Genomic DNA, 23,655 nt, shown 5'->3' on the forward strand with positions numbered 1-23,655 from the left:
AAGCTTACCAGTCAGGAACATCTCAGAAAGTGGTGGGTGATGACGGGATCGAACCGCCGACCCTCTGCTTGTAAGGCAGATGCTCTCCCGGCTGAGCTAATCACCCATATTCGCTTCAAGTGTTGCCTAGCCCTACTTAGTAGCACCTAGTCTTGCTTGTTACGTTTACTTCGCTGAGGCCGCGAAATTTACGCAGGTACCGATGCTAAGTCAATACCCCCATTGAATTTTTTTCAAAAAGGGCAAAACGGATCAGGTATAGATCATCTTCCGGCTCATGCCGCCGTCCACTACAAATTCCTGGCCGGTAACGAACCCGGCCTGACGCGACAGTAACCACGCCACCAGCGCAGCGACGTCTTCCACTGTCCCTACCCTGCCGGTCGGATGCTGGGCGTGGTCGGCATCGGTCAACGGCTCAGCCCTGCGCTGGGACGGGTCACGTGCGTCGATCCAGCCCGGGCTCACCGCATTGACGCGAATCTCCGGGCCCAGGCTCATGGCCAGGGCGTGGGTCAGCGCCAGCAGCCCGCCCTTGCTCGCTGCATAAGCCTCGGTATCAGGCTCGGATTGGCGTGCACGGGTCGAGGTCAAGTTGACGATGGCGCCGCCATGGGCACGTAGATACGGCGCACAGTGCTTGGCCAGCAGCATCGGGCCATTCAGATTGACCGCCAGCACCCGGTTCCACTGGCTCAGGCTCAAACTCTCGAGGGTATGGTTGTGCGGGTTGGCGATGGCGGCGTTGCACACCAGCGCATCGAGGCGACCAAATTGGCCAAGCACCTCGGACACCCCGGCACTGACCTGGGCTTCATCGGCAACGTCCATGGTGATGAACCAGGCATTGTCGCCCAGGGCCTTGGCCACCTTGGCACCGCGCGGGCGGTCAAGGTCGCTGAGGACCACTTGCCAGCCCTCACAGATCAGCCAGGCGGCAATGCCCAGGCCGATGCCGCGGGCGGCACCGGTAACCAGGGCGACCCGACCGTTATGGTCGGGCTCGCCGCCCTTCCAGTCGATCACAGCGCTGCCAGCCCACGCGCCAGGTCGGCTTGGAGGTCAGCAACGTCTTCCAGGCCAACCGCAATGCGGATCAGGCTGTCACGGATACCCGCCGCCTCACGCTCCTGCGGCGACAGACGGCCGTGGGAAGTGGTCGCCGGGTGGGTGATGGTGGTCTTGCTGTCACCCAGGTTGGCCGTGATCGAGAGCAAACGGGTGGCATCGATGAAGCGCCAGGCGCCGTCTTTGCCGCCTCTGACCTCAAAGCTCACCACCGCACCGAAGTCACTCATCTGCCGTTTGGCCAGTTCGTGCTGCGGGTGGCTGGCGAGGCCAGCGTAGTGGACTTTCTCTACCCCATCCTGCTGCTCAAGCCACTGCGCCAGCGCCTTGGCACTCTCGCAATGGGCGCGCATACGCAGCTTGAGCGTCTCCAGGCCTTTGAGGAAGACCCAGGCGTTGAACGGGCTGAGGGTAGGCCCTGCGGTACGCAGAAAGCCCACCACTTCTTTCATCTGCTCACTACGCCCGGCCACCGCACCGCCCATGCAACGGCCTTGGCCATCGATGAACTTGGTTGCCGAATGCACGACGATGTCGGCACCCAGCTTCAGCGGTTGCTGCAGCGCTGGGGTGCTGAAGCAGTTGTCGACCACCAGCAGCGCGCCGCGGGCATGGGCGATCTCGGCCAGCGCGGCGATATCGACCAGCTCGGCCAGCGGGTTGGACGGCGACTCGACGAACAGCAGCTTGGTGTTGGCCTTGATGCCCTGCTCCCAACCGCTGAGCTCGGCCAGTGGCACGTAGTCCACCTCGACGCCAAAGCGCTTGAAGTACTTCTCGAACAGGCTGATGGTCGAGCCGAACACGCTTTGCGAGACCAGCACATGATCACCGGCGCTGCACAGCGCCATCACCGTCGACAGGATCGCCGACATGCCGGTAGAGGTGCCGACTGCCTGTTCGGCGCCTTCCAGGGCCGCCAGACGCTCTTCAAAGGCGCGCACGGTCGGGTTGGTATAGCGCGAATAGACGTTGCCCGGTGTTTCACCAGCAAACCGCGCAGCTGCATCGGCAGCCGTGCGGAACACGTAGCTGGAGGTGAAGAACAGCGCGTCGCTGTGCTCAGCCTCCGGCGTGCGGTATTGACCGGCGCGCACCGCCAGGGTGTCGAAAGCGACACCCTCGAGGTCGCTGTCCAGTCGCCCGGCATCCCATTGATCCGTCATGCCGTCACTCCCAATCAGTTGTTGTAGAGGTCGATGATCGCGCTGACAGCCTGAGTCTTGACCTTCGCCGCATCGTTGCGATTTTGCTCGATACGGTCCAGGTAGGCGTCGTCGATGTCGCCGGTGACGTATTCACCGTCGAACACTGCGCAATCGAAATGCTCGATCTTGATCTTGCCGCCACCGACCGAATCGATCAGGTCTGGCAAGTCCTGATAAATCAGCCAGTCGGCGCCGATCAACTCGGCCACCTGGTCGGTGGTACGGTTGTGGGCGATCAGTTCGTGGACACTCGGCATGTCGATGCCGTAGACGTTGGGGTAACGCACTGCCGGGGCAGCGGAACAGAAGTAGACGTTTTTCGCGCCGGCCTCGCGGGCCATCTGGATGATCTGCTTGCAGGTGGTACCGCGCACGATCGAGTCGTCGACGAGCATCACGTTCTTGCCGCGGAATTCCAGCTCGATGGCGTTGAGCTTCTGGCGCACCGACTTCTTGCGCGCGGCCTGGCCGGGCATGATGAAGGTACGACCGATGTAGCGGTTCTTGACGAAGCCTTCGCGGAACTTCACGCCCAGACGATTGGCCAGCTCCAGCGCTGCGGTACGGCTGGTGTCCGGAATCGGGATAACCACGTCGATGTCATGCTCAGGACGCTCGCGCATGATCTTGTCGGCGAGTTTCTCGCCCATGCGCAGCCGCGCCTTGTACACCGAGACGCCATCCATGATCGAGTCAGGACGCGCCAGGTAGACGTGCTCGAAGATGCACGGCTTGAGCATTGGGTTATGCGCGCACTGCTTGGTGTGCAGCTGGCCTTCCTCGGTGATGTACACCGCTTCGCCCGGTGCCAGGTCACGGATCAGGGTGAAGCCGAGCACGTCGAGGGCGACGCTTTCGGAGGCGATCATGTACTCCACGCCCTCGTCGGTGTGACGCTGGCCGAACACCACCGGGCGAATGCCGTTGGGGTCACGGAAGCCGACGATGCCGTAGCCGGTGATCATCGCTACTACCGCGTAACCACCAACACAACGGCTGTGCACGTGGGAGACCGCCGCGAACACGTCTTCTTCGGTAGGCTGCAGCTTGCCGCGCACGGCCAGCTCGTGGGCGAACACGTTGAGCAGCACTTCCGAATCGGAGTTGGTGTTGACGTGGCGCAGATCGGACTCGTAGATCTCCTTGGCCAACTGCTCGACGTTGGTCAAGTTGCCGTTGTGGGCCAAGGTGATGCCGTACGGCGAGTTGACGTAGAACGGCTGGGCCTCGGCCGAGGTCGAGCTGCCCGCAGTCGGGTAGCGCACGTGGCCAATGCCCATGTGGCCGACCAGGCGCTGCATGTGCCGCTGCTGGAATACGTCGCGCACCAGGCCATTGTCCTTGCGCAGGAATAACCGGCCGTCATGGCTGGTGACGATACCGGCAGCATCCTGGCCGCGGTGCTGGAGGACCGTAAGCGCATCATACAGCGCCTGATTGACGTTCGACTTACCGACAATACCGGTGATGCCACACATGCGACGCAACCCCTACTTTGATGAAACTTGAGTGAATAGCGCTCAAGGCCGCGATGGCCCCAGCAACTGTTCCTTGAACGGAAGATCAGCAGGTGCGCTGATCCCACTGGACATCCACTGGCTGGTGAAACCCAGGATAAGGTTTTTCGACCAGTCAGCGACCAATAGAAATTGAGGTATCAGGCGCGACTCTTGCCACCATGGGTCCTGTTGTACAGGGCCAAGGCTGAGCAGACCGACTGCCACGACAACCAAAAGGGCTCCACGGGCGGCGCCGAAGGCCATGCCCAGAAAGCGATCGGTGCCGGACAGCCCGGTCACGCGGATCAGCTCGCCTATCAGGAAATTGAGCATCGCCCCGACAATCAGCGTGGCGACAAAAAGAATGGTACAGCCGGCGATGACCCGTGCCGAAGGCGTCTGGATGTAGCTTTCCAGGTACTGCGCCAACGAGCCGCCGAACATCCAGGCAACCGCACCCGCGGTAATCCAGATGACCAGCGACAGGGCTTCCTTGACGAAGCCGCGTGTCAAACTGATCAATGTGGAGACGGCGATAACAGCGATGATCGCCCAATCAACCCAGGTAAATGCCACGGTGCCGCCTGCATACGTTTGAGGCGGCGCATTTTACCAGAGCAACGGGCTGGGAGTAAGCGGAATGTCAGGGTGTTGCTTCACCAGCGCTGGCGACGCTGGCAAAGCGACATTCCGGACTCAGTTGCGCTCGGGCTGGAAGCGGGTGACAAAGCCCTTGAGCTTCTGCTGGCGGTTGATCACATCACGCAGCCGCTCGGCCTCGGCGCGCTCGATCAACGGCCCGACGTAGACCCGGTTCATGCCATCGGCGGAGCGGATGTAGGCGTTGTAACCCTGGCTGCGCAGGGTCTTTTGCAAGTTGTCGGCACCGGCCCGGTTGGACAGACTGGCCAACTGGATCGACCAACTGACCGGCAGACCATTGCTATCGATCTTGGACGCGGCGGCAGGCTTGGTGGCGGCGGCGCTGGCGGTGGCTGGCGCGGTGACCGGCGCACGGTTCTCGACCTTCGGCGCAGGCGCTGGCGCAGTTACCGGCGCTGGCGACGGTGCAGCACTGATCGGCTGGCTCGGCGTGGACGGTGGCGCGATCGACTCATCGACCACCACCGGTGGCTGCTCGACAATCGGCTGCTGCTCGGGCACCTGGATCGTCTCGACCTGCACCTGCGGCAAGCTCGGCATAGCCGGGGCCTCGGGCGCATCGACCCGGACCTGGCGCATCTCGTCTTCGCGGGTGAACAGCATCGGCAAGAAGATCACCGCCAGTGCAACCAGCACCAACGCACCGACCATGCGCTGTTTCATTCCCTTATCCAGCACTGCCATTTACTCCGCCCTCAGGAGCCTGCTGCGCAAGCCATTGCAAGGCCTGGGCAACACAGAAAAACGAACCGAACAGCACGATCTGATCATCGCCGGTCGCGTGTGCGCACTGGCCCTGCAAAGCGGCCTCGACGCTGGGGTAAGACTTCACCGACTGGCCAAGGTTCGTCAAGGCCTGCGCAAGCTCGCCAGCCGGGCGACTGCGCGGGGTGTCGAGCGGTGCCACGGCCCAGCTGTCGAACAGCCCCTGCAGCGGCGCGAGCACGCCGTCGAGGTCCTTGTCGGCGAGCAGGCCGAACACCGCCAGGCGTTTGCCCAGTGGTGGCCTGGCAGCCAGCCGTCGTGCCAGGTACTCGGCCGCATGCGGGTTGTGGCCGACATCCAGCAGGACCTCGACAGGTGTACCCTGCCAAGTCAGCGAACGCCGGTCGAGGCGACCGGTCATGCGCGTATCCAGCAGTGCCTGACGTACCTGCGCCGCGTCCCACTCCAGCCCCATCAGCAGATAGGCCTGCAACGCGAGCGCGGCGTTTTCCATAGGCAGATCGAGCAACGGCAGGCCATGCAGCTCGACCGCCGCGCCATCCAGGGTCCGCCCCCGCCAGTGCCAGCTATCGGTAGCCAGGCTCAAGTCAAAATCGCGGCTGCGCAGGAACAACGGGCAGTCCAGCTCGCGGGCTTTATCCAGCAACGGCTGCGGCGGCTCGAGATCACCACACAGGGCCGGTTTGCCCGGACGGAAGATGCCCGCCTTCTCGAACGCCACCGACTCTCGCGTGTCGCCCAGGTATTCGACGTGATCGACGCCGATACTGGTGACCAGCACCAGATCGGCATCGACAAGATTGACGGTATCCAGCCGCCCACCGAGGCCGACTTCAAGCACCACGGCATCCAGCACCGACCGCTCGAACAGCCAGAACGCCGCCAGGGTGCCCATCTCGAAATAGGTCAAGGAGGTGTCACCGCGTGCAGCCTCGACGGCGACAAACGCCTCGCACAGGCGCTCATCGCTGGCATCGACGCCATCGATGCGCACCCGCTCATTGTAGCGCAGCAGGTGCGGCGAGCTGTACACGCCAACGCGCAGGCCCTGGGCCTTGAGCAACGCTGCGACAAAGGCACAGGTCGAGCCCTTGCCGTTGGTGCCGGTAACCGTCACTACCCGCGGCGCCAGCTTGCCCAGCCCGAGCCGCTGCGCCACCTGCTGCGAACGCTCCAGGCCCATGTCGATGGCTGAAGGGTGCAACTGCTCGAGATAGGCGAGCCATTCGCCGAGGGTGCGCTGGCTCATCAGGCGACGGCCGCCACTTCCTGCACCAGGGCCTGGGCAGGCGTTGGCTGACCGGTCATCTGCGCCAGCAGACGGGCCAGACGTGGACGCAGTTCAGGACGGGAGATGATCAGGTCGATGGCACCGTGCTCCAGCAGGAACTCGCTGCGCTGGAAGCCTTCTGGCAGCTTCTCGCGCACGGTCTGCTCGATTACGCGCGGGCCGGCGAAGCCGATCAGCGCCTTGGGCTCGCCAACGATCACGTCGCCGAGCATAGCCAGCGAAGCAGAAACGCCGCCATAAACCGGGTCGGTCAGCACCGAAATGAACGGGATGCCTTCTTCACGCAGACGCGCCAGCACTGCCGAGGTCTTGGCCATCTGCATCAGCGAGATCAGCGCTTCCTGCATGCGCGCACCGCCGGAAGCGGAGAAGCAGATCATCGGGCAGCGATGTTCCAGGGCATAGTTGGCAGCACGCACGAAGCGTTCACCGACCACGGCACCCATCGAGCCACCCATGAACGAGAATTCGAAGGCGCTGACCACGACCGGCATGCCCATCAGGGTGCCGCTCATGGAGATCAGGGCGTCTTTCTCGCCGGTCTGCTTCTGGGCGCCGACCAGACGGTCCTTGTACTTCTTGCCATCGCGGAACTTGAGGCGGTCGACCGGTTCCAGATCGGCACCCAGCTCGGCACGGCCTTCGGCGTCGAGGAAGATGTCGATGCGCGCACGGGCACCGATACGCATGTGGTGGTTGCACTTGGGGCAGACGTCGAGGGTCTTTTCCAGCTCCGGGCGATACAGCACGTTCTCGCAGGCCGGGCACTTGTGCCAAAGGCCTTCAGGCACCGAGCTTTTCTTCACCTCGGAACGCATGATCGAAGGGATCAGTTTGTCGACTAACCAGTTGCTCATGCTTCGTCTCTCCAGTATTTGACGGACGGGGACCGGTCACGCCGGCCAAGCCCTGCCCTTGAGCTCAATTTTTTTCAAATGATTCGCTACCAGCTCGGTTCCGTGGCCCGCGGTAGTGCGGTGCCGGCCGGACGACCGGGCCGTGTTCAATCTGTTCGGCTGCGCCACAGCGCGCGCCGGGCAGCACCAGGCTGCGAAAGCTATGGACGATGGCGCGCGGCCAGCCGTCACATCTGCACTCATGCCTGGCGCACTGCGCGCATGAACGCTTCGATCCTGGCCGCGTCCTTGATGCCCTTGGCCTGCTCGACGCCGCCGCTGACATCCACCGCATACGGCTGCACCTGGGCGATCGCCTGGGCGACGTTGTCTGCGCTCAGGCCGCCGGCAAGGATGATCGGCTTGCTTAACTGCGCCGGCACCAACGACCAGTCGAACGCCTCGCCGGTGCCACCAGGCACGCCGGCGACGAACGTATCCAGCAGAATTCCGCTGGCACCCGCGTAGTGCTGGCAAGCCGCCTCCAGATCATCCCCCGGGCGCACCCTCAGGGCCTTGATGTATGGCCGGTTGAAGCCCGTACAGTCGCTCGGGGTTTCGTCGCCGTGGAACTGTAGCAGGTCCAACGGCACCGCCTCGAGGATCTCGTTGAGTTCGCAGCGTGAGGCATTGACGAACAAACCGACCGTGGTCACGAACGGCGGCAGCGCGGCGATGATCGCCCGCGCCTGGTGCACGTCGACCGCACGCGGGCTCTTGGCGTAGAACACCAGACCAATGGCATCGGCGCCTGCGTCGGCGGCAGCCAGGGCATCCTCGATGCGGGTAATCCCGCAGATTTTGCTGCGCACGTTGCTCATGGACGGCGACCCTCGGTAATCGATAGGGGGCGGATGGTAGCAAACGCTGGATGCCGCGTCAGTCCGCCAAGGTATCGAAACCGCTGAGAAAGTGTGGGCCGATGTAACGCTGAGGCAGCACGAATGGCTCGGGATATTCGACCTGCACCAGGTACAGCCCATACGGATGCGCGGTAACTCCGGCTTCGCGCCGGTCGCGGCTTTCCAGCACTTCACGAGCCCAGGCCACTGGCCGCTCACCGCTGCCGATGCTCATCAACACACCAGCGATGTTACGCACCATGTGGTGCAGAAAGGCACTGGCGCGGATGTCGAGCACGATCATCTGGCCGTGCCGGGTCACGCGCAGGTGGTACATCTCCTTGACCGGCGACTTGGCCTGACACTGGCTGGCGCGAAAGGCGCTGAAGTCGTGGGTACCGAGCAGGCATCGAGCGGCCTCGGCCATGCGCTCGACGTCGAGTGGGCGGTGGTTCCAGGTGACTTCCTCGGCCAGGTGCGCCGGGCGGATCGGATCATTGTAGATGACGTAGCGATAACGCCGGGCGTTGGCTTTGAAGCGGGCGTGAAAATCCGCCGGCATGACCGTCGCCCAGGTCACGCTGATGTCGTGGGGCAGATTGAAATTGGTACCCATGGTCCAGGCACGCTCGTCGCGCAACGCATTGGTATCGAAATGCACAACTTGACCACTGGCATGCACACCGGCATCGGTGCGCCCGGCGCAAGACACGGTAATGGGTGCATTGGCCACCTTCGACAGGGCCTGCTCAAGCGCCTGCTGAACACTCGGTACGCCACTGGTCTGGCGCTGCCAGCCACGGTAGCGGGCGCCCTTGTATTCCACGCCCAGGGCAATCCGGGAGAAGCCTTCGGCCGCCGATTCGGCCCGGTCGATGTCGATGATGTCCAAGTAACTGAAACCTGTGGATGGAACAAAAGGCGCCAGTATAACGACAACGGCAGCCGATAGGGCTGCCGTTGCCGGGCAGGCGCCATGTCGGCCCTGCCCCGTTCTGCTGAACTGGCTGACTAGACCAGACGCGAGAGCATGTCCTCAGCTTCGCTGCGCTGGGTGTCGTCGCCGTCCTTGACCACTTCATCAAGGATGTCCCGCGCGCCTTGATGGTCACCCATGTCGATGTAGGCACGCGCCAGGTCAAGCTTGGTCGCGACCTCATCGGCGCCGGAGAAGAAGTCGAAGTCCAAATCGTCCAGCGGCTCCAGCTCCTGCTCGGCATCGGCGGCCGTGAACTGCGGCTCGAGCGGCGGGGTTTCCAGGCTCTGCGACAGCTTGTCGAGTTCGGCGTTGACGTCGTCCAGCTCGGAGGCGAAGTTCTGCGCTGCCGGCGAGTCGTCGTCCAGCGACAGCGACAGATCGAAGTCGTCTGGCAGCTCCAGCTCGGAGATCGGATCGAACTCGGGAATTTCGTCGAATGCGGCCAGTTCCGCCGCGACATCTACCGGTGGCTCTGCTGCCGGCGGCTCGACTGCTACGTCGCCGACGTCAAGGTCGAAGTCAGCCAGGTCATCAACGGCCTGCGGCTCGGCCTGGGCCTGGGCTTGTGCCTGTGCCAGCAGCGCTTCGAAATCATCGTCCGCGTCGGTAGCGGCAGCGACAGGTTCAACCGGCTCGCTCAGCTCGGTTTGCGGATTATCGTCCAGCGTTACCGTGAGGTCGTCCTGGGGCTGCGCCTGCAGTGGCTCATCCAGCAACAGGTCATCGTCCAGACTGAGGTCGAAGGCAGTGTCCAGATCGTCTTCGGCAACCGGTTCGATATCGGCCAGTGCGGCCGGCTCGGGCTCAGGCTCTGCTGCAGGTGCGGGCTCGGTGATTACCGGCTCGGGCTCGAAAGACAGATCGTCAAGCACCGGCTCCGGCTCGACAGCGGCCGGGATGTCCTGTTCGTCCTGCAGCAGCTCCTGTACGTACTGCTCGTCCAGCTCAGCGGCCAGCGCCGCAGCACCGAGGCCGGCAGCTGCCACTGCAACCATGGCCGGGAAGCGCTCGCGCAGCGATTCGACTTCGGCTTGATTGGCTGGGTTGGCGGGCAACTGGCGTTCCTGCTCGACAAAGGCGTTTTGGTCGCCCTGGCGCGCGTAGACTTCCATCAGTTTGAGGCGCAGATCGCTGCGTTCCGGCTCGGCAGCAACCGCTGGTTCGAGCAGGTCGGCGGCGTGATTCAGGCGACCACGAGCCAGGCTCAGGTCGACTTCCGCGAGCAGTGGATCAGTCGTATCGGCTTGAGCTGCGGGCTCGGCCTCCACCACTGGCACCACCGGAGCAACTGGCACCGCCGGTTTCTCGGCCGCTGTCGCCGCTGCTGCCGACGCTGCTACTACCGCTGGTGCAAGGGTCACGCTCGGCGCCGACATGTCCAGACCGTCGAAGCTGCCAGGTGGCAGATCCAGATCAGGGTTGCGCTCGCCCTCCTCCGACAAGGCACGGGCCATGCGCAGGTGTTTTTCAGCCTCTTGGTCGGCTTTGCGCTTACGCGCCAGCAAGAGCAGGAGCAACAGCAGCACGAGCAGCGCGGAACCGGCGATCAGCGCCAGCAACAGCGGGTTGCCGAGCAACTGGTCCAGAGCGCTCTGCTCCGGCTTGACCTCGTCTGCAGGAGCGACTTGCGGCGCAGTATCCACAGCAGCTGGCGCAGGTGTAACCACCGGCTCGGCCGGGGCCAGTTGCGCATCGACAGCAGGTAAAGCAGGCTGAGCAGGCGTCTCTGCACCAGGCAGCGCAGCTGCAGCGGCCGGGTCTGGCTCGGCCGCGCCTTGGGCTTCAAGGCGGGCCAGCTGGTCGTTCTTCATCTGGATCAGACGCTGCAGCTTGTCCAGCTGGCTCTGCAGGTCGGTCATGCGGCTTTTCAGTTCGTCGTTGTCACGACGGCTGGTGTCCAGGCTTTCCTGGGCCACGGCCAGCTTGTCACTGACCGCCTTGGCATCGTTCCTGGCGGTCTTGCCGCCAGGGGTCACCAGGCGCAGGTTGTCGCCTTGAGCGATCTGCGCGGGCGTGGCTTCAGCGGCACCGCGGCGAGTGGCATCGAGCTGGCGGGCGCGCGGCCCGAGCCTGCGCCCTTCACGCCAGGCGGCATATTGCTCGGCCACATCGCGATTGGCCTCACCCTGCGGGATGCTCTGGATCTGTTGCTGATCAGGCAGGCGCAGCACCTGACCGACCTTGAGCTGGTTGATGTTGTTGCCGATGAACGCGTCCGGGTTGAGCGCCTGGATCGCCAGCATGGTCTGCTGCACCGAGCCACCCTGGCTGTTGCGCGCAGCAATCTGCCAAAGCGTGTCGCGGCGCTTGGTGGTGTAGTTGGCGGCACCACTCACGGCCGGGTTTATATTGGCTGCAGCAGGCTGCGCGCCTTGGGCCTGGGCTTGGTCGAGGAGAACGCTGTAGTCACGCAGCAATCGCCCCTGCGGCCACATTACCTGCACCAGGAACTTGACCACCGGCTCCGGCAACGGCCGACTGGAAGTAACCCGCAACACGCTCTTGCCGTTGGGGCTGAGCACCGTGGTGAAGGTCAGGTCCTCGACGTAGGACGGATAGGCCACCCCGGCCTTGGCGAACTCTTCGCGCGAAGCGAGGCTAGGTGCCACCTCGGCAGCGGTGAGGTCGCGAACGTCGAGCAGTTCGATCTCAGCGTCCAGCGGTTGGTTTTGCGCCGACTTCAGTGTCAGCTCACCCAACCCCAGAGCATTGGCCATGCCAGACGACAGCGCCGAAGCTGCCGCCATGGCCAGAACCAGTTTGCGAATTCGAAGCATGACCTCTTCCCTTGTATGAATCGTCCCGAAACCTGCATGCGGTGCAGGACAAAAGTGCTCAGCAGTATCTTTTACAGCCTGTGTTTAAGCAACAATTGGCCGACCTGCACGGCGTTGAGTGCCGCACCCTTGCGCAGGTTGTCGGTGGTCAGCCAAAGGTTGAGCTGCTCTGGCTCATCAATTCCGTGCCGTACACGACCAACATAGACCACGTCTTGGCCGACTGCGTCACCCACCGGTGTCGGATAATCATCCGCTTCGACCAATTCGATGCTCGCCGCCGCCTCCAGCGCCTGGTTCACCGCACCCAGATCCACCGGGCGCCGGCTTTGCACGGCCACACTCAAGCTATCGCCGAAAAACACCGGGACTTGAACGCAGCTCACAGAAATCTTCAGCGCTGGCATATCCAGCAGCGCCCGCAGCTCATTGACCAGGCGCCGCTCTACCGCGCTGTGGCCGTGCGCATCAACGGCGCCGACCTGGGCCAACACGTTGAACGCGATCTGCCGATCGAAGAAGCGCGGCTCCAATGGCCGCGCATTGAGCAGCTCGGCGGTCTGCCGGGCCAGCTCACCCACCGCTTCCTTGCCCTGGGCCGACACCGCCAGGCTGGCCATGACCTGCACCCGCTCGATATCGAGCAGGCCCTTGAGCGGCGCCAACGCCACCGCCAGGGCCACGGCACTGGCACTTGGGCTGGTGATCAGCGCGGGCAGGCTCAGGCCGGCCACCTGCTCGGGATTGGCTTCTGGCACCAGGGCAACGGCGTGCTCGAGCTCGCCGGACAGGTCGATCACGCTGCAACCGGCAGCATGGGCCTTGCTGGCGAAGCTGCGGCTGACCGCCGGGCCCGCAGCAAAGAAGGCCAGCTTGACCTGGCTGAAGTCGAAACTGTCGACCTCACGCACGCGCACCTTTTTGCCGGCGAACATCACACTGCTGCCAGCCGATTCCATGCTGGCCAGCAAATGCAGGGTGCCCACCGGGAATTCGAGCTCTTCGAGGATCTGCACGAGGGTTTCACCGACACTGCCGGTGGCGCCGATCACGGCGATATCTAGGGGTTGGCTCATGGGGAGTCCTCTGCTGAAACGGCGGGAGCGGCACTTTACTTGGATTCTCAGCCTGGGGGTACCTTGGCCGCGCCATCTACCGCCCATAAAAAAACCCGCGCTGGGCAACAGCGCGGGTTTTTCTTCAGTGCAAACGCAATCAGCGCTCCAGCAGAATCCGCAGCATGCGGCGCAGCGGCTCGGCAGCACCCCACAGCAGCTGGTCACCGACGGTGAACGCGCCCAGGTACTGGCTGCCCATGTTCAGCTTGCGCAGACGACCAACCGGCACGTTGAGGGTACCGGTGACGTTGGTCGGGCTCAGCTCCTGCATGCTGATTTCACGCTGGTTCGGCACCAGTTTCACCCATGGGTTGTGCTGGCTGATCATGCCTTCGATATCGGCCAGCGGCACATCCTTGTTGAGTTTGATGGTCAGCGCCTGGCTGTGGCAACGCATGGCACCGATGCGCACGCAGATGCCGTCGACCGGGATCGGGCTCTTGAAGCGGCCGAGGATCTTGTTGGTCTCGGCCTGGGCTTTCCATTCCTCACGGCTCTGGCCGTTGGGCAGCTCCTTGTCGATCCACGGGATCAGGCTACCGGCCAGCGGCACACCGAAGTTCTCGGTAGGGAAGGCTTCGCTGCGCATGGCCTCGGCAACCTTGCGGTCGATGTCGAGGATGGCGCTGGCCGGGTTGGCCAGGTCTTCGCTGACGGCGGCGTTGATGCCGCCCATCTGCTTGATCAGCTCGCGCATGTTCTGCGCGCCAGCGCCGGAAGCGGCCTGGTAGGTCATGGCGCTCATCCACTCGACCAGACCCGCTTCGAACAGGCCACCCAGGCCCATCAGCATCAGGCTGACGGTGCAGTTGCCGCCGATGTAGTTCTTGGTACCGGCATCGAGCTGCTGGTCGATCACCTTGCGATTGACCGGATCGAGGACGATCACCGCGTCATCTTGCATACGCAGCGACGATGCAGCGTCAATCCAGTAACCCTGCCAGCCGGCTTCGCGCAGCTTGGGGAACACCTCGTTGGTGTAGTCGCCGCCCTGGCAAGTCAGAATGACGTCGAGGGTCTTCAGCTCTTCAATGCTGTAGGCGTCCTTCAGCGGAGCAATATCCTTGCCCACGTTCGGACCTTGGCCACCGACATTGGAGGTGGTGAAGAACACCGGCTCGATCAGGTCGAAGTCCTGCTCTTCCAGCATGCGCTGCATGAGCACGGAACCGACCATTCCACGCCAACCGATCAGACCTACACGTTTCATCGCAACTACACCTTTGCTAAAAAGTGGGCCGCCACCGAGAGATATTGGCAGCGGGCCAGAGAGATTACAGATTCCGCAGCGCCGCGACTACTGCATCGCCCATTTCCTTGGTGCCAACCTTGTTGCAGCCTGTCGACCAGATATCACCCGTGCGCAGGCCTTGATCGAGCACCTGGCTGACCGCCTGCTCGATTGCCTCGGCAGCAGCCTGCTGATTGAAGCTGTAACGCAGCATCATCGACACCGACAGGATGGTCGCCAACGGGTTGGCTACGCCCTGGCCGGCGATGTCTGGCGCCGAGCCGTGGCATGGCTCGTACATGCCTTTGTTGTTGGCATCCAGCGAGGCCGAAGGCAGCATGCCGATGGAACCGGTGAGCATGGACGCTTCATCCGAAAGAATGTCGCCGAACATGTTGTCGGTAACCATTACATCGAACTGCTTGGGTGCCCGCACCAGCTGCATGGCGGCGTTGTCGACGTACATGTGGCTGAGTTCGACGTCTGGGTAATCCTTGGCAACCTCTTCAACCACTTCACGCCACAGCTGGCTGGACGCAAGTACGTTGGCCTTGTCGACCGAGCACAGCTTCTTGCCGCGCACGCGGGCCATGTCGAAGCCGACCCGGGCAATCCGGCGCACTTCGCTTTCGCTGTATGGCAGGGTGTCGTAGGCCTGACGCTCGCCGCCTTCCAGCTCGCGCTGGCCACGCGGGGCGCCGAAGTAGATGCCGCCGGTGAGTTCACGGACGATGAGGATGTCCAGGCCCGAAACGATTTCCGGCTTCAGCGAAGAGGCGTCGGCCAGTTGCGGGTAGAGAATCGCAGGACGCAGGTTGGCGAACAGGCCCAGTTGCGCACGAATCTTCAGCAGGCCGCGCTCTGGACGAATGTCCCGCTCGATCTTGTCCCACTTCGGCCCGCCGACCGCGCCCAACAGCACCGCATCAGCGTTGCGCGCACGCTCCAGGGTGGCATCCGCCAATGGCACGCCATGGGCGTCGATGGCAGCGCCACCGATCAGATCGTGCTCCAGGGCGAAACCGAGCTGGAACTTGTCGTTGGCCAGCTCCAGTACCTTGACCGCTTCGGCCATGATTTCCGGGCCGATACCGTCACCTGGGAGAATCAGAATCTGCTTGCTCATGCTTTTCTCTATCCGTTCAAACGGCGCCGCCGCCATGGCCGCGCCGAACAAAAATTAATGCCCGACCTGCGCGCTGCTTCAGGCTTCGCGGAACAGCCATGGCTGGCTGGCGCGGTGCCTGGCTTCGAACGCCTGGATCGACTCGCTATCCTGCAAGGTCAAGCCAATGTCGTCGAGACCATTGAGCAGGCAATGCTTGCGGAAGGCGTCGATCTCGAAGTGCAGCACCTTGCCGTCAGGACGGGTAACGGCCTGCGCCTGCAGGTCGACGGTCAGCTGATAGCCTGGAATGGCTTCGACCTGCTTGAACAACTCGTCGACTTCTTCGTCGCTGAGGATGATCGGCAACAAGCCGTTCTTGAAGCTGTTGTTGAAGAAGATATCAGCAAAGCTTGGCGCGATGACGCTGCGAAAGCCATATTCGTCGAGGGCCCACGGGGCGTGCTCACGGCTCGAGCCGCAACCGAAGTTTTCCCGGGCGAGCAACACACTGGCACCTTGGTAACGTTCGTGGTTGAGCACGAAGTCCATGTTCAACGGGCGCTTGCTGTTGTCCTGGTATGGCTGGCCAACGTCCAGGTAGCGCCATTCATCGAACAGGTTCGGGCCGAAGCCGGTGCGCTTGATCGACTTGAGAAACTGCTTGGGGATGATCTGGTCGGTATCGACGTTGGCGCGATCCAATGGCGCAACCAGGCCGGTGTGCTGGGTAAAGGCTTTCATGCTGCGCTCCCTTGAATCAACTCGCGGACATCGATGAAGTGGCCGGTCACCGCGGCAGCGGCGGCCATTGCCGGGCTGACCAGGTGGGTACGACCACCGGCGCCCTGCCGACCTTCGAAGTTACGGTTGGAGGTCGACGCGCAATGCTCGCCGCTTTCCAGCCGATCCGGGTTCATCGCCAGGCACATCGAGCAGCCCGGTTCACGCCATTCGAAGCCGGCTTCGATGAAGATCTTGTCCAGCCCTTCCTTCTCGGCCTGAGCCTTGACCAGGCCCGAGCCCGGTACCACCATCGCCTGCTTGACGGTAGCGGCGACCTTGCGGCCCTTGGCGACTTCGGCGGCAGCGCGCAGGTCTTCGATGCGCGAGTTGGTGCACGAGCCGATGAACACCCGATCGAGACGAATATCGGTGATCGCCTGGTTGGCACTCAGGCCCATGTACTTGAGCGCGCGCTCGATCGAGCCACGTTTGACCAGATCCGGCTCGGCAGCTGGATCCGGTACACGCTGGTCAACGGCCAGGACCATCTCCGGCGAGGTGCCCCAGCTGACCTGTGGCTTGATCTGTGCGGCGTCGAGCTCGACCACGGTATCGAATACCGCATCGGTGTCGGACACCAGCCCTCGCCAGGCGGCAACCGCTTGCGGCCACTGGCTGACAGTCGGCGCGTAAGGGCGGCCTTCGACGTAATCGATGGTGGTCTGGTCGACAGCGACCAGGCCAACTCGGGCGCCGGCCTCGATGGACATGTTGCAGATGGTCATGCGGCCTTCCATCGACAAGTCGCGGATGGCGCTGCCAGCAAATTCCATGGCATGGCCGTTACCGCCGGCGGTGCCGATCTTGCCGATCACGGCAAGGACGATGTCCTTGGCGGTCACGCCTTCGCCCAGCTGGCCCTCGACACGGACCAGCATGTTCTTCATTTTTTTTGCGACCAGGCACTGGGTGGCGAGCACATGCTCGACCTCGGAAGTGCCGATGCCGTGGGCCAGTGCGCCGAAAGCGCCGTGAGTCGAGGTGTGCGAGTCGCCACAGACCACGGTCATGCCCGGCAAGGTGGCGCCCTGCTCTGGGCTGATGACGTGAACGATGCCCTGGCGAATGTCGTTCATCTTGAATTCGACGATGCCGTATTCGTCACAGTTTTCATCGAGGGTCTGCACTTGCAAACGCGACACCTGGTCAGCGATGGCCTCGATGCCGCCTTTGCGCTCAGGGGTAGTCGGCACGTTGTGATCGGGCGTAGCGATGTTGGCGTCGATCCGCCACGGCTGCCGCTTGGCCAGACGCAGGCCTTCGAATGCCTGGGGCGACGTCACTTCGTGAATGATGTGGCGATCGATGTAGATCAATGACGAACCATCGTCGCGTCGCTTGACCTCATGCGCATCCCAGAGCTTGTCGTAAAGCGTTTTGCCGGCCATCAGACTGTTCCTCATCAGCGTCTTTCTATGCCAATAACCCCTTGGCTTGTACGGACGATGCTATGGGTTTAGATTGAATAACTCAAATTGATAATTTTTATGCTCTGGATAACCAAAAGGAATACCAGCAGTGGACCTGGCCAACCTCAGTGCGTTTATCGCCATCGCCGAGACCGGCAGTTTTTCTGGCGCAGGAGAACGCCTGCATTTGACTCAGCCCGCCATCAGCAAACGCATCGCTGGCCTTGAGCAGCAACTTGATGTTCGCCTGTTCGATCGGCTGGGCCGCGAAGTGACCCTGACCGAGGCCGGCCGCGCCCTGCTCCCGCGTGCCTACCAGATACTCAATGTACTCGACGATACACGACGCGCCCTGAGCAATCTGACCGGTGAAGTCACGGGTAGGCTGACCCTGGCGACCAGCCACCACATCGGCCTGCACCGCCTGCCACCGTTATTGCGGGCTTTCACCCGTCAGTACCCCCTGGTTGCGCTGGATATTCAGTTCCTCGATTCAGAAGCGGCCTACGATGAAATACTCCACGGCCGGGCTGAAATCGCGGTAATTACCCTGGCCCCCGAACCGCACAATCTGGTGCGCGCGGTGCCGGTCTGGGACGATCCGCTGGATCTGGTGGCTGCCCCCGAGCACCCGCTGGCCAGCAGCGAGACAGTGAGCCTGGCTGACGTCGCCCGCCATCCGGCAGTGTTTCCCGGCGGCAATACCTTTACCCACCACATTGTCCAGCGCCTGTTCGAAAGCCAGGGCCTGACACCCAACATCGCGATGAGCACCAACTACCTGGAAACCATCAAGATGATGGTCTCGATCGGCCTTGCCTGGAGCGTGCTGCCGCGGACCATGCTCGATGATCAGGTTGCGCCTATCGCTTTGCCCGGCGTAAAGCTGACGCGGCAGCTAGGCTACATTCTGCACACCGAGCGCACCCTTTCGAATGCCGCCAAGGCATTCATGGCCCTGCTCGACAGTCACGCCGGCAGCGCCTGACGGTTCGTCGGGGCGGCACACCACTCTCAGGGACAGGTCACTCGCCAAAGGTCTGGTATCGATGCCCAAATCAGCTAACCGTTTTCCGCGCTTGCCGCGTATTCCTGCTGTCGACCCGCAGGACTCGGAGTTGGCCTGGCAGAACGCCCCGCAGTTGCTGGCGGCACTCAATGGCGCGCAATTGGGCGCTTGGCTGTGGGATATCGACAGTGGCCGAATCAGTTGGTCGCGAGGCACCCAGGCGCTGTTCGGCTTCGATCCGCAGCAGCCTTTGCCCAGTGATATCGACTACCTTGAACTGCTCCCGGAGGAAGACCGCGCGCGCACCCGCCTGGCGTTTCAGGCGGTGGTCAATGGCGAGCCCATCGAGCAGGCCATGCGTCATCGGATTCGCTGGCCCGACGGCAGCCTGCACTGGCTGGAAGTCAGCGGCAGCCTGACCCACGACGGTAATGGCCGCCGGCAGATGATCGGCGTGATCCGCGAAATCACCCGCCAGCGCGACCGCGAAACGGCCTTGATCAACTCGGAAAAACGCTTTGCCAGCCTGTTTCACATGAGCCCCAATGCCATTCTGTTGAGTCGGCGCAAAGACGGCATGCTGTTCGAGGTCAACCAGCATTTTGAAGACATGTTCGGCTGGCCCGGGGCGCAGATCGTCGGCAAGACCAGTATCGAACTGGGCCTGTGGGTGCATCCGGAACAGCGCCAGCAGGTACTGGAGGCGACCCGCTACAGCACCGGGCCGATCACTATGGAAGTGCAGTTTCGCGGCAGCGGCGGCAAGGTCCACGACGGCATCCTGTGCACCCAGAGCATCGAACTGGAGGGCATAGCGTTTCTACTCACTACCTTTGTCGATACCAGCGAGCGCAAGCGCGCCGAGCTTGCCCTCAAGGACAGCCAGGAACGCCTCGACCTGGCGCTGGACTCTGCCCAGCTGGGCACCTGGGACTGGCATATCCCCAGCGGCATGCTCTACGGCTCGGCGCGCGCCGCGCAGCTGCATGGGCTGGAGCCGGTGCCGTTTCATGAATCCTTCGAAGCGTTTTTCGAAGGTGTGCCTGAACAGGAGCGTGAGGCCATGCGCCAGTCTTATCGCAGCTTGCGCGAAGGCCCGGCGGGCAGTTACCAGATCACCTACCGGGTGCAGCTGGAAAATGGCGCAGCGCGCTATATAGAAAGCCGCGCCCGCCTCTACCGTGACGAGCAGGGCAATCCGTTGCGCATGGCTGGCACCCTGCTCGACATCACCGACCAGGTCGAGCGCGAGCAGCGCCTGAGCGCCTCTGAAGAAAAGTTCGCCAGCCTGTTCCAGGTCAGCCCCGACCCAATCTGCGTAACCCGCCAGGACAATGGCCAGTTCATCGAGATCAACCCGGCCTTCAGCCAGACCTTTGGCTGGAGCGCGCAACAGGTGCTCGGCCGCACCGCCGAGCAGATCGGCCTGTGGGCAGAAACCGCAGAGCGCGCCCAGCGTATCGAACACGTGATCCGCGAACGGGCGCTGAGCAACGTCGCAGTCGTGGTCAACCATCGTAGTGGCGCGCCCATGACCTGTGTCATTTCCAGCCGCCTGATCATGGTCGATAACCAGCCCTGCAGCGTGACCTCACTGCGTGACATCACTCAGCAGCAGCGCGCCGAAGCGGCAATCAAGGCCAGTGAAGAGAAGTTCGCCAAGGCGTTTCACTCCAGCCCCGACGCCATCACCATAACCGTGCGCGCCAGCGGCCTGTACCTGGAAGTCAACGACGGCTTCTGCCGCCTGACGGGCTACAGCATTGACGAAGTGATCGGGCGTACCGTGCACGAGCTCGGCATCTGGGCCGACGACACGCAACGAGCGACCTTGCTCAGCGAGATCAAACTGCGCGGGCGGGTGCACCACCGCGAGATGCTCGGACGCAACAAACGCGGCGAGCTGCTGACGGTGGAAGTGTCGGTCGAGCCGATTACCCTGAATGCCACCGAATGCCTGCTGCTGACCGCGCGCGACGTCAGCCAGCTGAAAAACGCCCAGGCGCAGATTCGCCACCTGGCGTACCACGACCCGCTCACCAACCTGCCCAACCGCGCCCTGCTGATGGACCGCCTGAGCCAGCAGATCGCCTTGCTCAAGCGGCACAACCTGCGCGGCGCGCTGCTGTTTCTCGACCTCGATCACTTCAAGCACATCAACGACTCACTCGGTCACCCGGTCGGCGACATCGTGCTCAAGGTCATCACCGCCCGGCTCGAGGCCAGCGTGCGCCTGGAAGACACCGTGGCGCGCCTGGGCGGCGACGAGTTCGTGGTCTTGCTCAGCGGCCTGGAAGGCAGCCGCGAGGCGGTTGAAGGCAAGGTCCGCGAACTGGCCGATACCCTGCGCGAATTGCTCGCTGAGCCGATGTCTCTGGACGGCCAACGCCTGCAAGTCACCCCCAGCATTGGCGTTGCCTTGATCCCCGATCATGGGGCTACGCCTGCCGACTTGCTCAAGCGCGCCGACATTGCCCTGTACCGGGCGAAGGACTCTGGGCGCAACACCACCCAGCTGTACCACACCACCATGCAGAAGGCCGCCAGTGAACGCCTGCGCATGGAGAATGATCTGCGCCAGGCGTTGGCCCGCGGCGAACTGGCGCTGCACTTTCAGCCGCAGGTGGATGCCCGCGACAATCGCATTGTCGGCGCTGAAGTACTGCTGCGCTGGCATCACCCGCAACTGGGGCAGCAACCGCCCTCGCAGTTCATCCAGGTGCTGGAAGAAAGCGGGCTGATTCTGGAGGTGGGCAGCTGGATTCTCGACGAGGCCTGTGATGCCTGCGCCGGCATGCTCAGCGACGGCCTGATCAAGGCGGACGAGTTCAGCCTGTGCGTGAATATCAGCCCGCGGCAGTTCCGCCAGAACGACTTTGTCGGCAGAGTGCTGCGCAGCCTGGACGACTATCGCTTGCCCCGGCACATGCTCAAGCTGGAGATTACCGAGGGCATCGTGATCCAGAATCTGGAGGACACCATCGCCAAGATGCGTGAACTCAAAGGCTACGGCGTGAGTTTTGCCATGGATGACTTCGGCACCGGTTACTCGTCGCTGACCTATCTCAAGCGGCTGCCGGTGGATACCTTGAAGATCGACCAGTCATTCGTGCGCGATGCGCCGATAGATCCAAATGATGCCGAGATCGTCCGCGCCATCGTCGCCATGGCCCGCAGCCTTGAGTTGACGATCATTGCCGAGGGCGTCGAGCTGAGCGAGCAATTGGAGTTTCTGGAGCGGCTGGGTTGCCATTTGTATCAGGGGTATTTGCATAGCCGACCGTTGCCGCTGAGCGAGTTCAGGCAAATGTTACTTGAGGCACCGGCGGATTATTGATCAGGCGGGGGATAGAGGAATGGGGCCGCGAGGCGGCCCCAGCCAATCGTCAGTTCAACGCTGGCTTGTCAGCACTGATCGGGATCCGCTTGGCTTTGGCTTCTTCCGGCACGACGCGCAGCAGTTCGACGCTGAGCAGTCCGTTGGCCAGGCCTGCGGATTTCACTTCGATGTGGTCGGCCAGGCGGAACGACAACTTGAAGGCACGCTGAGCGATGCCCTGGTGCAGGTAGGTCACTGCGTCGTTGCTGGCGTCGCGTTTGCCGCCAGTAACCGTCAGTACACCCTTCTCAACCTGCAGTTCAAGGTCTGATTCCTGGAAGCCTGCTGCTGCAACCACGATGCGATAGTGATCATCGCCATGTTTTTCCACGTTGTAGGGCGGGTAGCTGCTACCGGCCTCATTACGCGCCGCGGATTCGAACAGGTCGTTGAAACGGTCGAAACCAACGGAATGGCGGAACAGTGGTGCAAGGGAGAAAGCGGTAGTCATGGTCATAAACTCCTGAAAATCAGCAAGTGAGTCAATCCGCGACCCGAATTCGGCATCGCGTACTAAATAGATATGGCCCGACCAACCGCTTTCAAGAGCTCAACCAAAAAAATTTTTAAAATTTGCTCAGGCCACTGCTTCACATGGCAGCTGGCTGATGTCGGCACCCAGCAAATGGGTGATCCGCTGACAATCATCGACCCGGCGCAGTTCGGCAAATAACAGTACTGCTTCCGGATAGCTGCGAGTCAGCATTGCCACCCACTGCTTCATCCGCCCCGGCGCATAGCGCGGCGACAGCTTGGCCTGGGCCTGACGCCAAAACTCGCGCAGCAACGGCAACAGCGCCTGCCAGGCAAGCGGCTGATACTCGAGCCCCGCCCGTGCAGCAGCAATCTGCAGGCCCAGATCAGGCCGCGACACCAGGCCACGGCCGAGCATGATGTCTTCAGCGCCGCTGACCTCGCGGCACCGTCGCCAGTCGTCCACGGTCCAGATCTCACCATTGGCGAACACCGGCACCTTGACCACATCCTGCACCCGCGCCACCCACTCCCAGTGCGCCGGCGGCTTGTAGCCCTCGACCTTGGTCCGTGCATGCACCACCAGGTGCGCCGAGCCACCTTCGGCCAACGCGGTAGCGCAATCGAGGGCGCCATCCGGGGTATCGAAGCCCAGACGCATCTTGGCCGTGACCGGGATGTGGGCAGGCACCGCCCGGCGCACTTCACGGACGATCGCGTGGAGCAACTCAGGCTCCTTGAGCAACACCGCCCCACCGCGGGACTTGTTCACCGTCTTGGCCGGGCAGCCGAAATTCAGGTCGATCACCGGCGCGCCCAGCTCGCAGGCCAATGCAGCGTTTTCAGCCAGGCACACCGGATCGGAGCCAAGCAACTGCACGCGCATGGGCACACCTGCCGCAGTACGCGCGCCGTGGCGCAGTTCAGGGGCGAGCTTGTCGAACTGGGAAGGTGGCAGCAGGCGGTCGCAGACGCGAATGAACTCGGTCACGCACCAGTCGACACCGCCGACCCGCGTGAGGACGTCGCGCAGGATGTTGTCGACCAGCCCCTCCATGGGGGCCAGGGCAATTTGCATGAGGGGGCTCTTCAAAAATTTGCATTCTATCAGAGAAGAAACCCGGACGGACGGAGGGCAGCTGCTGAGGCGAGAGCACCACGGTGCGCAACACAATCGCCCGTTTGAAAAATAATT

The 23,655-nt window shown here is 62.8% G+C and carries 19 protein-coding genes and 1 tRNA gene; 2 read left to right on the forward strand and 18 right to left on the reverse strand.

From position 1 onward, the window contains the following. Positions 1 to 30: 30 nt before the first annotated feature. The 16 genes from CXQ80_RS16520 to leuC all read right to left on the reverse strand — a co-directional run bounded on the left by CXQ80_RS16520 (position 31) and on the right by leuC (position 17,577). A tRNA-Val gene (locus tag CXQ80_RS16520) sits at positions 31 to 106 on the reverse strand. 146 nt (positions 107 to 252) lie between these two features. Beyond that, on the reverse strand, positions 253 to 1,026 hold the full coding sequence (locus tag CXQ80_RS16525; protein ID WP_101321401.1) for an SDR family oxidoreductase: 774 nt from the start codon (positions 1,024 to 1,026) through the stop codon (positions 253 to 255). Then, positions 1,023 to 2,234, reverse strand: coding sequence for an O-succinylhomoserine sulfhydrylase (locus tag CXQ80_RS16530; RefSeq protein WP_101321403.1), 1,212 nt, complete (start codon positions 2,232 to 2,234; stop codon positions 1,023 to 1,025). The genes CXQ80_RS16525 and CXQ80_RS16530 overlap by 4 nt, the downstream gene beginning before the upstream one ends. 14 nt (positions 2,235 to 2,248) lie before the next feature. Continuing rightward, the gene (gene purF / locus CXQ80_RS16535) at positions 2,249 to 3,754 is read right to left on the reverse strand and encodes an amidophosphoribosyltransferase (RefSeq protein WP_101321405.1); all 1,506 of its coding nucleotides are present in this window, start codon (positions 3,752 to 3,754) and stop codon (positions 2,249 to 2,251) included. A gap of 42 nt (positions 3,755 to 3,796) precedes the next feature. Continuing rightward, positions 3,797 to 4,351: a CvpA family protein gene (locus CXQ80_RS16540; RefSeq protein WP_101321407.1), complete on the reverse strand. Its 555-nt coding sequence runs from the start codon at positions 4,349 to 4,351 to the stop codon at positions 3,797 to 3,799. 120 nt (positions 4,352 to 4,471) lie between these two features. Beyond that, positions 4,472 to 5,122 carry an SPOR domain-containing protein gene (locus CXQ80_RS16545; RefSeq protein ID WP_101321409.1) on the reverse strand — a complete coding sequence of 217 codons (651 nt, stop codon included), beginning with the start codon at positions 5,120 to 5,122 and terminating at the stop codon, positions 4,472 to 4,474. Beyond that, positions 5,106 to 6,413, reverse strand: a complete 1,308-nt coding sequence (folC, locus tag CXQ80_RS16550) for a bifunctional tetrahydrofolate synthase/dihydrofolate synthase (RefSeq protein WP_101321411.1) — start codon at positions 6,411 to 6,413, stop codon at positions 5,106 to 5,108. Before folC ends, CXQ80_RS16545 begins: the two co-directional genes overlap by 17 nt. Then, entirely contained in the window at positions 6,413 to 7,312 is a 900-nt protein-coding gene (gene accD, locus CXQ80_RS16555; RefSeq protein ID WP_101321413.1) for an acetyl-CoA carboxylase, carboxyltransferase subunit beta, read from the reverse strand. The genes folC and accD overlap by 1 nt, the downstream gene beginning before the upstream one ends. Before the next feature lie 239 nt (positions 7,313 to 7,551). Then, positions 7,552 to 8,172, reverse strand: coding sequence for a phosphoribosylanthranilate isomerase (locus tag CXQ80_RS16560; protein WP_101321415.1), 621 nt, complete (start codon positions 8,170 to 8,172; stop codon positions 7,552 to 7,554). A gap of 58 nt (positions 8,173 to 8,230) precedes the next feature. Next, positions 8,231 to 9,085 carry a tRNA pseudouridine(38-40) synthase TruA gene (truA, locus tag CXQ80_RS16565; protein ID WP_101321417.1) on the reverse strand — a complete coding sequence of 285 codons (855 nt, stop codon included), beginning with the start codon at positions 9,083 to 9,085 and terminating at the stop codon, positions 8,231 to 8,233. Between the two features lie 119 nt (positions 9,086 to 9,204). Next, complete coding sequence (locus CXQ80_RS16570; protein ID WP_101321419.1) at positions 9,205 to 11,949, reverse strand: FimV/HubP family polar landmark protein; 2,745 nt, start codon at positions 11,947 to 11,949, stop codon at positions 9,205 to 9,207. Positions 11,950 to 12,020: 71 nt separating this feature from the next. After that, complete coding sequence (locus CXQ80_RS16575; RefSeq protein WP_101321421.1) at positions 12,021 to 13,025, reverse strand: aspartate-semialdehyde dehydrogenase; 1,005 nt, start codon at positions 13,023 to 13,025, stop codon at positions 12,021 to 12,023. A 139-nt stretch (positions 13,026 to 13,164) separates the two neighbouring features. Next, positions 13,165 to 14,277: an aspartate-semialdehyde dehydrogenase gene (gene asd / locus CXQ80_RS16580; RefSeq protein WP_101321423.1), complete on the reverse strand. Its 1,113-nt coding sequence runs from the start codon at positions 14,275 to 14,277 to the stop codon at positions 13,165 to 13,167. Between the two features lie 64 nt (positions 14,278 to 14,341). Further along, positions 14,342 to 15,424, reverse strand: a complete 1,083-nt coding sequence (leuB, locus tag CXQ80_RS16585; RefSeq protein ID WP_101321425.1) for a 3-isopropylmalate dehydrogenase — start codon at positions 15,422 to 15,424, stop codon at positions 14,342 to 14,344. 78 nt (positions 15,425 to 15,502) lie between these two features. After that, a complete protein-coding gene (gene leuD / locus CXQ80_RS16590; RefSeq protein WP_101321427.1) occupies positions 15,503 to 16,147 on the reverse strand; it encodes a 3-isopropylmalate dehydratase small subunit in 645 nt (214 codons plus the stop codon). Beyond that, the gene (gene leuC / locus CXQ80_RS16595; protein WP_101321429.1) at positions 16,144 to 17,577 is read right to left on the reverse strand and encodes a 3-isopropylmalate dehydratase large subunit; all 1,434 of its coding nucleotides are present in this window, start codon (positions 17,575 to 17,577) and stop codon (positions 16,144 to 16,146) included. The genes leuD and leuC overlap by 4 nt, the downstream gene beginning before the upstream one ends. Positions 17,578 to 17,707: 130 nt before the next feature. Between leuC and CXQ80_RS16600 the strand changes: the two genes are divergently transcribed. Together CXQ80_RS16600 and CXQ80_RS16605 are read left to right on the forward strand one after the other, a co-directional pair. Continuing rightward, entirely contained in the window at positions 17,708 to 18,586 is an 879-nt protein-coding gene (locus CXQ80_RS16600; protein ID WP_101321431.1) for a LysR family transcriptional regulator, read from the forward strand. 61 nt (positions 18,587 to 18,647) lie between these two features. Then, entirely contained in the window at positions 18,648 to 21,944 is a 3,297-nt protein-coding gene (locus tag CXQ80_RS16605; RefSeq protein ID WP_101321433.1) for a PAS domain S-box protein, read from the forward strand. Between the two features lie 49 nt (positions 21,945 to 21,993). On the opposite strand, the gene CXQ80_RS16610 is transcribed toward CXQ80_RS16605, so the two are convergent. Continuing rightward, entirely contained in the window at positions 21,994 to 22,437 is a 444-nt protein-coding gene (locus CXQ80_RS16610) for an Hsp20 family protein (RefSeq protein ID WP_101321435.1), read from the reverse strand. A 126-nt stretch (positions 22,438 to 22,563) separates the two neighbouring features. Beyond that, the gene (locus CXQ80_RS16615) at positions 22,564 to 23,538 is read right to left on the reverse strand and encodes a tRNA-dihydrouridine synthase (protein WP_101321437.1); all 975 of its coding nucleotides are present in this window, start codon (positions 23,536 to 23,538) and stop codon (positions 22,564 to 22,566) included. Between the last annotated feature and the right edge of the window lie 117 nt (positions 23,539 to 23,655).

It is taken from the genome of Pseudomonas sp. 02C 26 (genome assembly GCF_002843585.1).
Lineage (GTDB): Bacteria > Pseudomonadota > Gammaproteobacteria > Pseudomonadales > Pseudomonadaceae > Aquipseudomonas > Aquipseudomonas shirazensis.

Coding starts and splice junctions, on each gene's coding strand:
- CXQ80_RS16605 (WP_101321433.1), top strand. CDS start 18,648: ATGCCCAAATCAGCTAACCGTTTTCCGCGCTTGCCGCGTATTCCTGCT.
- leuD (WP_101321427.1), bottom strand. CDS start 16,147: ATGAAAGCCTTTACCCAGCACACCGGCCTGGTTGCGCCATTGGATCGC.
- CXQ80_RS16545 (WP_101321409.1), bottom strand. CDS start 5,122: ATGGCAGTGCTGGATAAGGGAATGAAACAGCGCATGGTCGGTGCGTTG.
- CXQ80_RS16560 (WP_101321415.1), bottom strand. CDS start 8,172: ATGAGCAACGTGCGCAGCAAAATCTGCGGGATTACCCGCATCGAGGAT.
- CXQ80_RS16575 (WP_101321421.1), bottom strand. CDS start 13,025: ATGAGCCAACCCCTAGATATCGCCGTGATCGGCGCCACCGGCAGTGTC.
- CXQ80_RS16570 (WP_101321419.1), bottom strand. CDS start 11,949: ATGCTTCGAATTCGCAAACTGGTTCTGGCCATGGCGGCAGCTTCGGCG.
- accD (WP_101321413.1), bottom strand. CDS start 7,312: ATGAGCAACTGGTTAGTCGACAAACTGATCCCTTCGATCATGCGTTCC.
- asd (WP_101321423.1), bottom strand. CDS start 14,277: ATGAAACGTGTAGGTCTGATCGGTTGGCGTGGAATGGTCGGTTCCGTG.
- leuB (WP_101321425.1), bottom strand. CDS start 15,424: ATGAGCAAGCAGATTCTGATTCTCCCAGGTGACGGTATCGGCCCGGAA.
- leuC (WP_101321429.1), bottom strand. CDS start 17,577: ATGGCCGGCAAAACGCTTTACGACAAGCTCTGGGATGCGCATGAGGTC.
- CXQ80_RS16530 (WP_101321403.1), bottom strand. CDS start 2,234: ATGACGGATCAATGGGATGCCGGGCGACTGGACAGCGACCTCGAGGGT.
- CXQ80_RS16615 (WP_101321437.1), bottom strand. CDS start 23,538: ATGCAAATTGCCCTGGCCCCCATGGAGGGGCTGGTCGACAACATCCTG.
- purF (WP_101321405.1), bottom strand. CDS start 3,754: ATGTGTGGCATCACCGGTATTGTCGGTAAGTCGAACGTCAATCAGGCG.
- CXQ80_RS16610 (WP_101321435.1), bottom strand. CDS start 22,437: ATGACTACCGCTTTCTCCCTTGCACCACTGTTCCGCCATTCCGTTGGT.
- folC (WP_101321411.1), bottom strand. CDS start 6,413: ATGAGCCAGCGCACCCTCGGCGAATGGCTCGCCTATCTCGAGCAGTTG.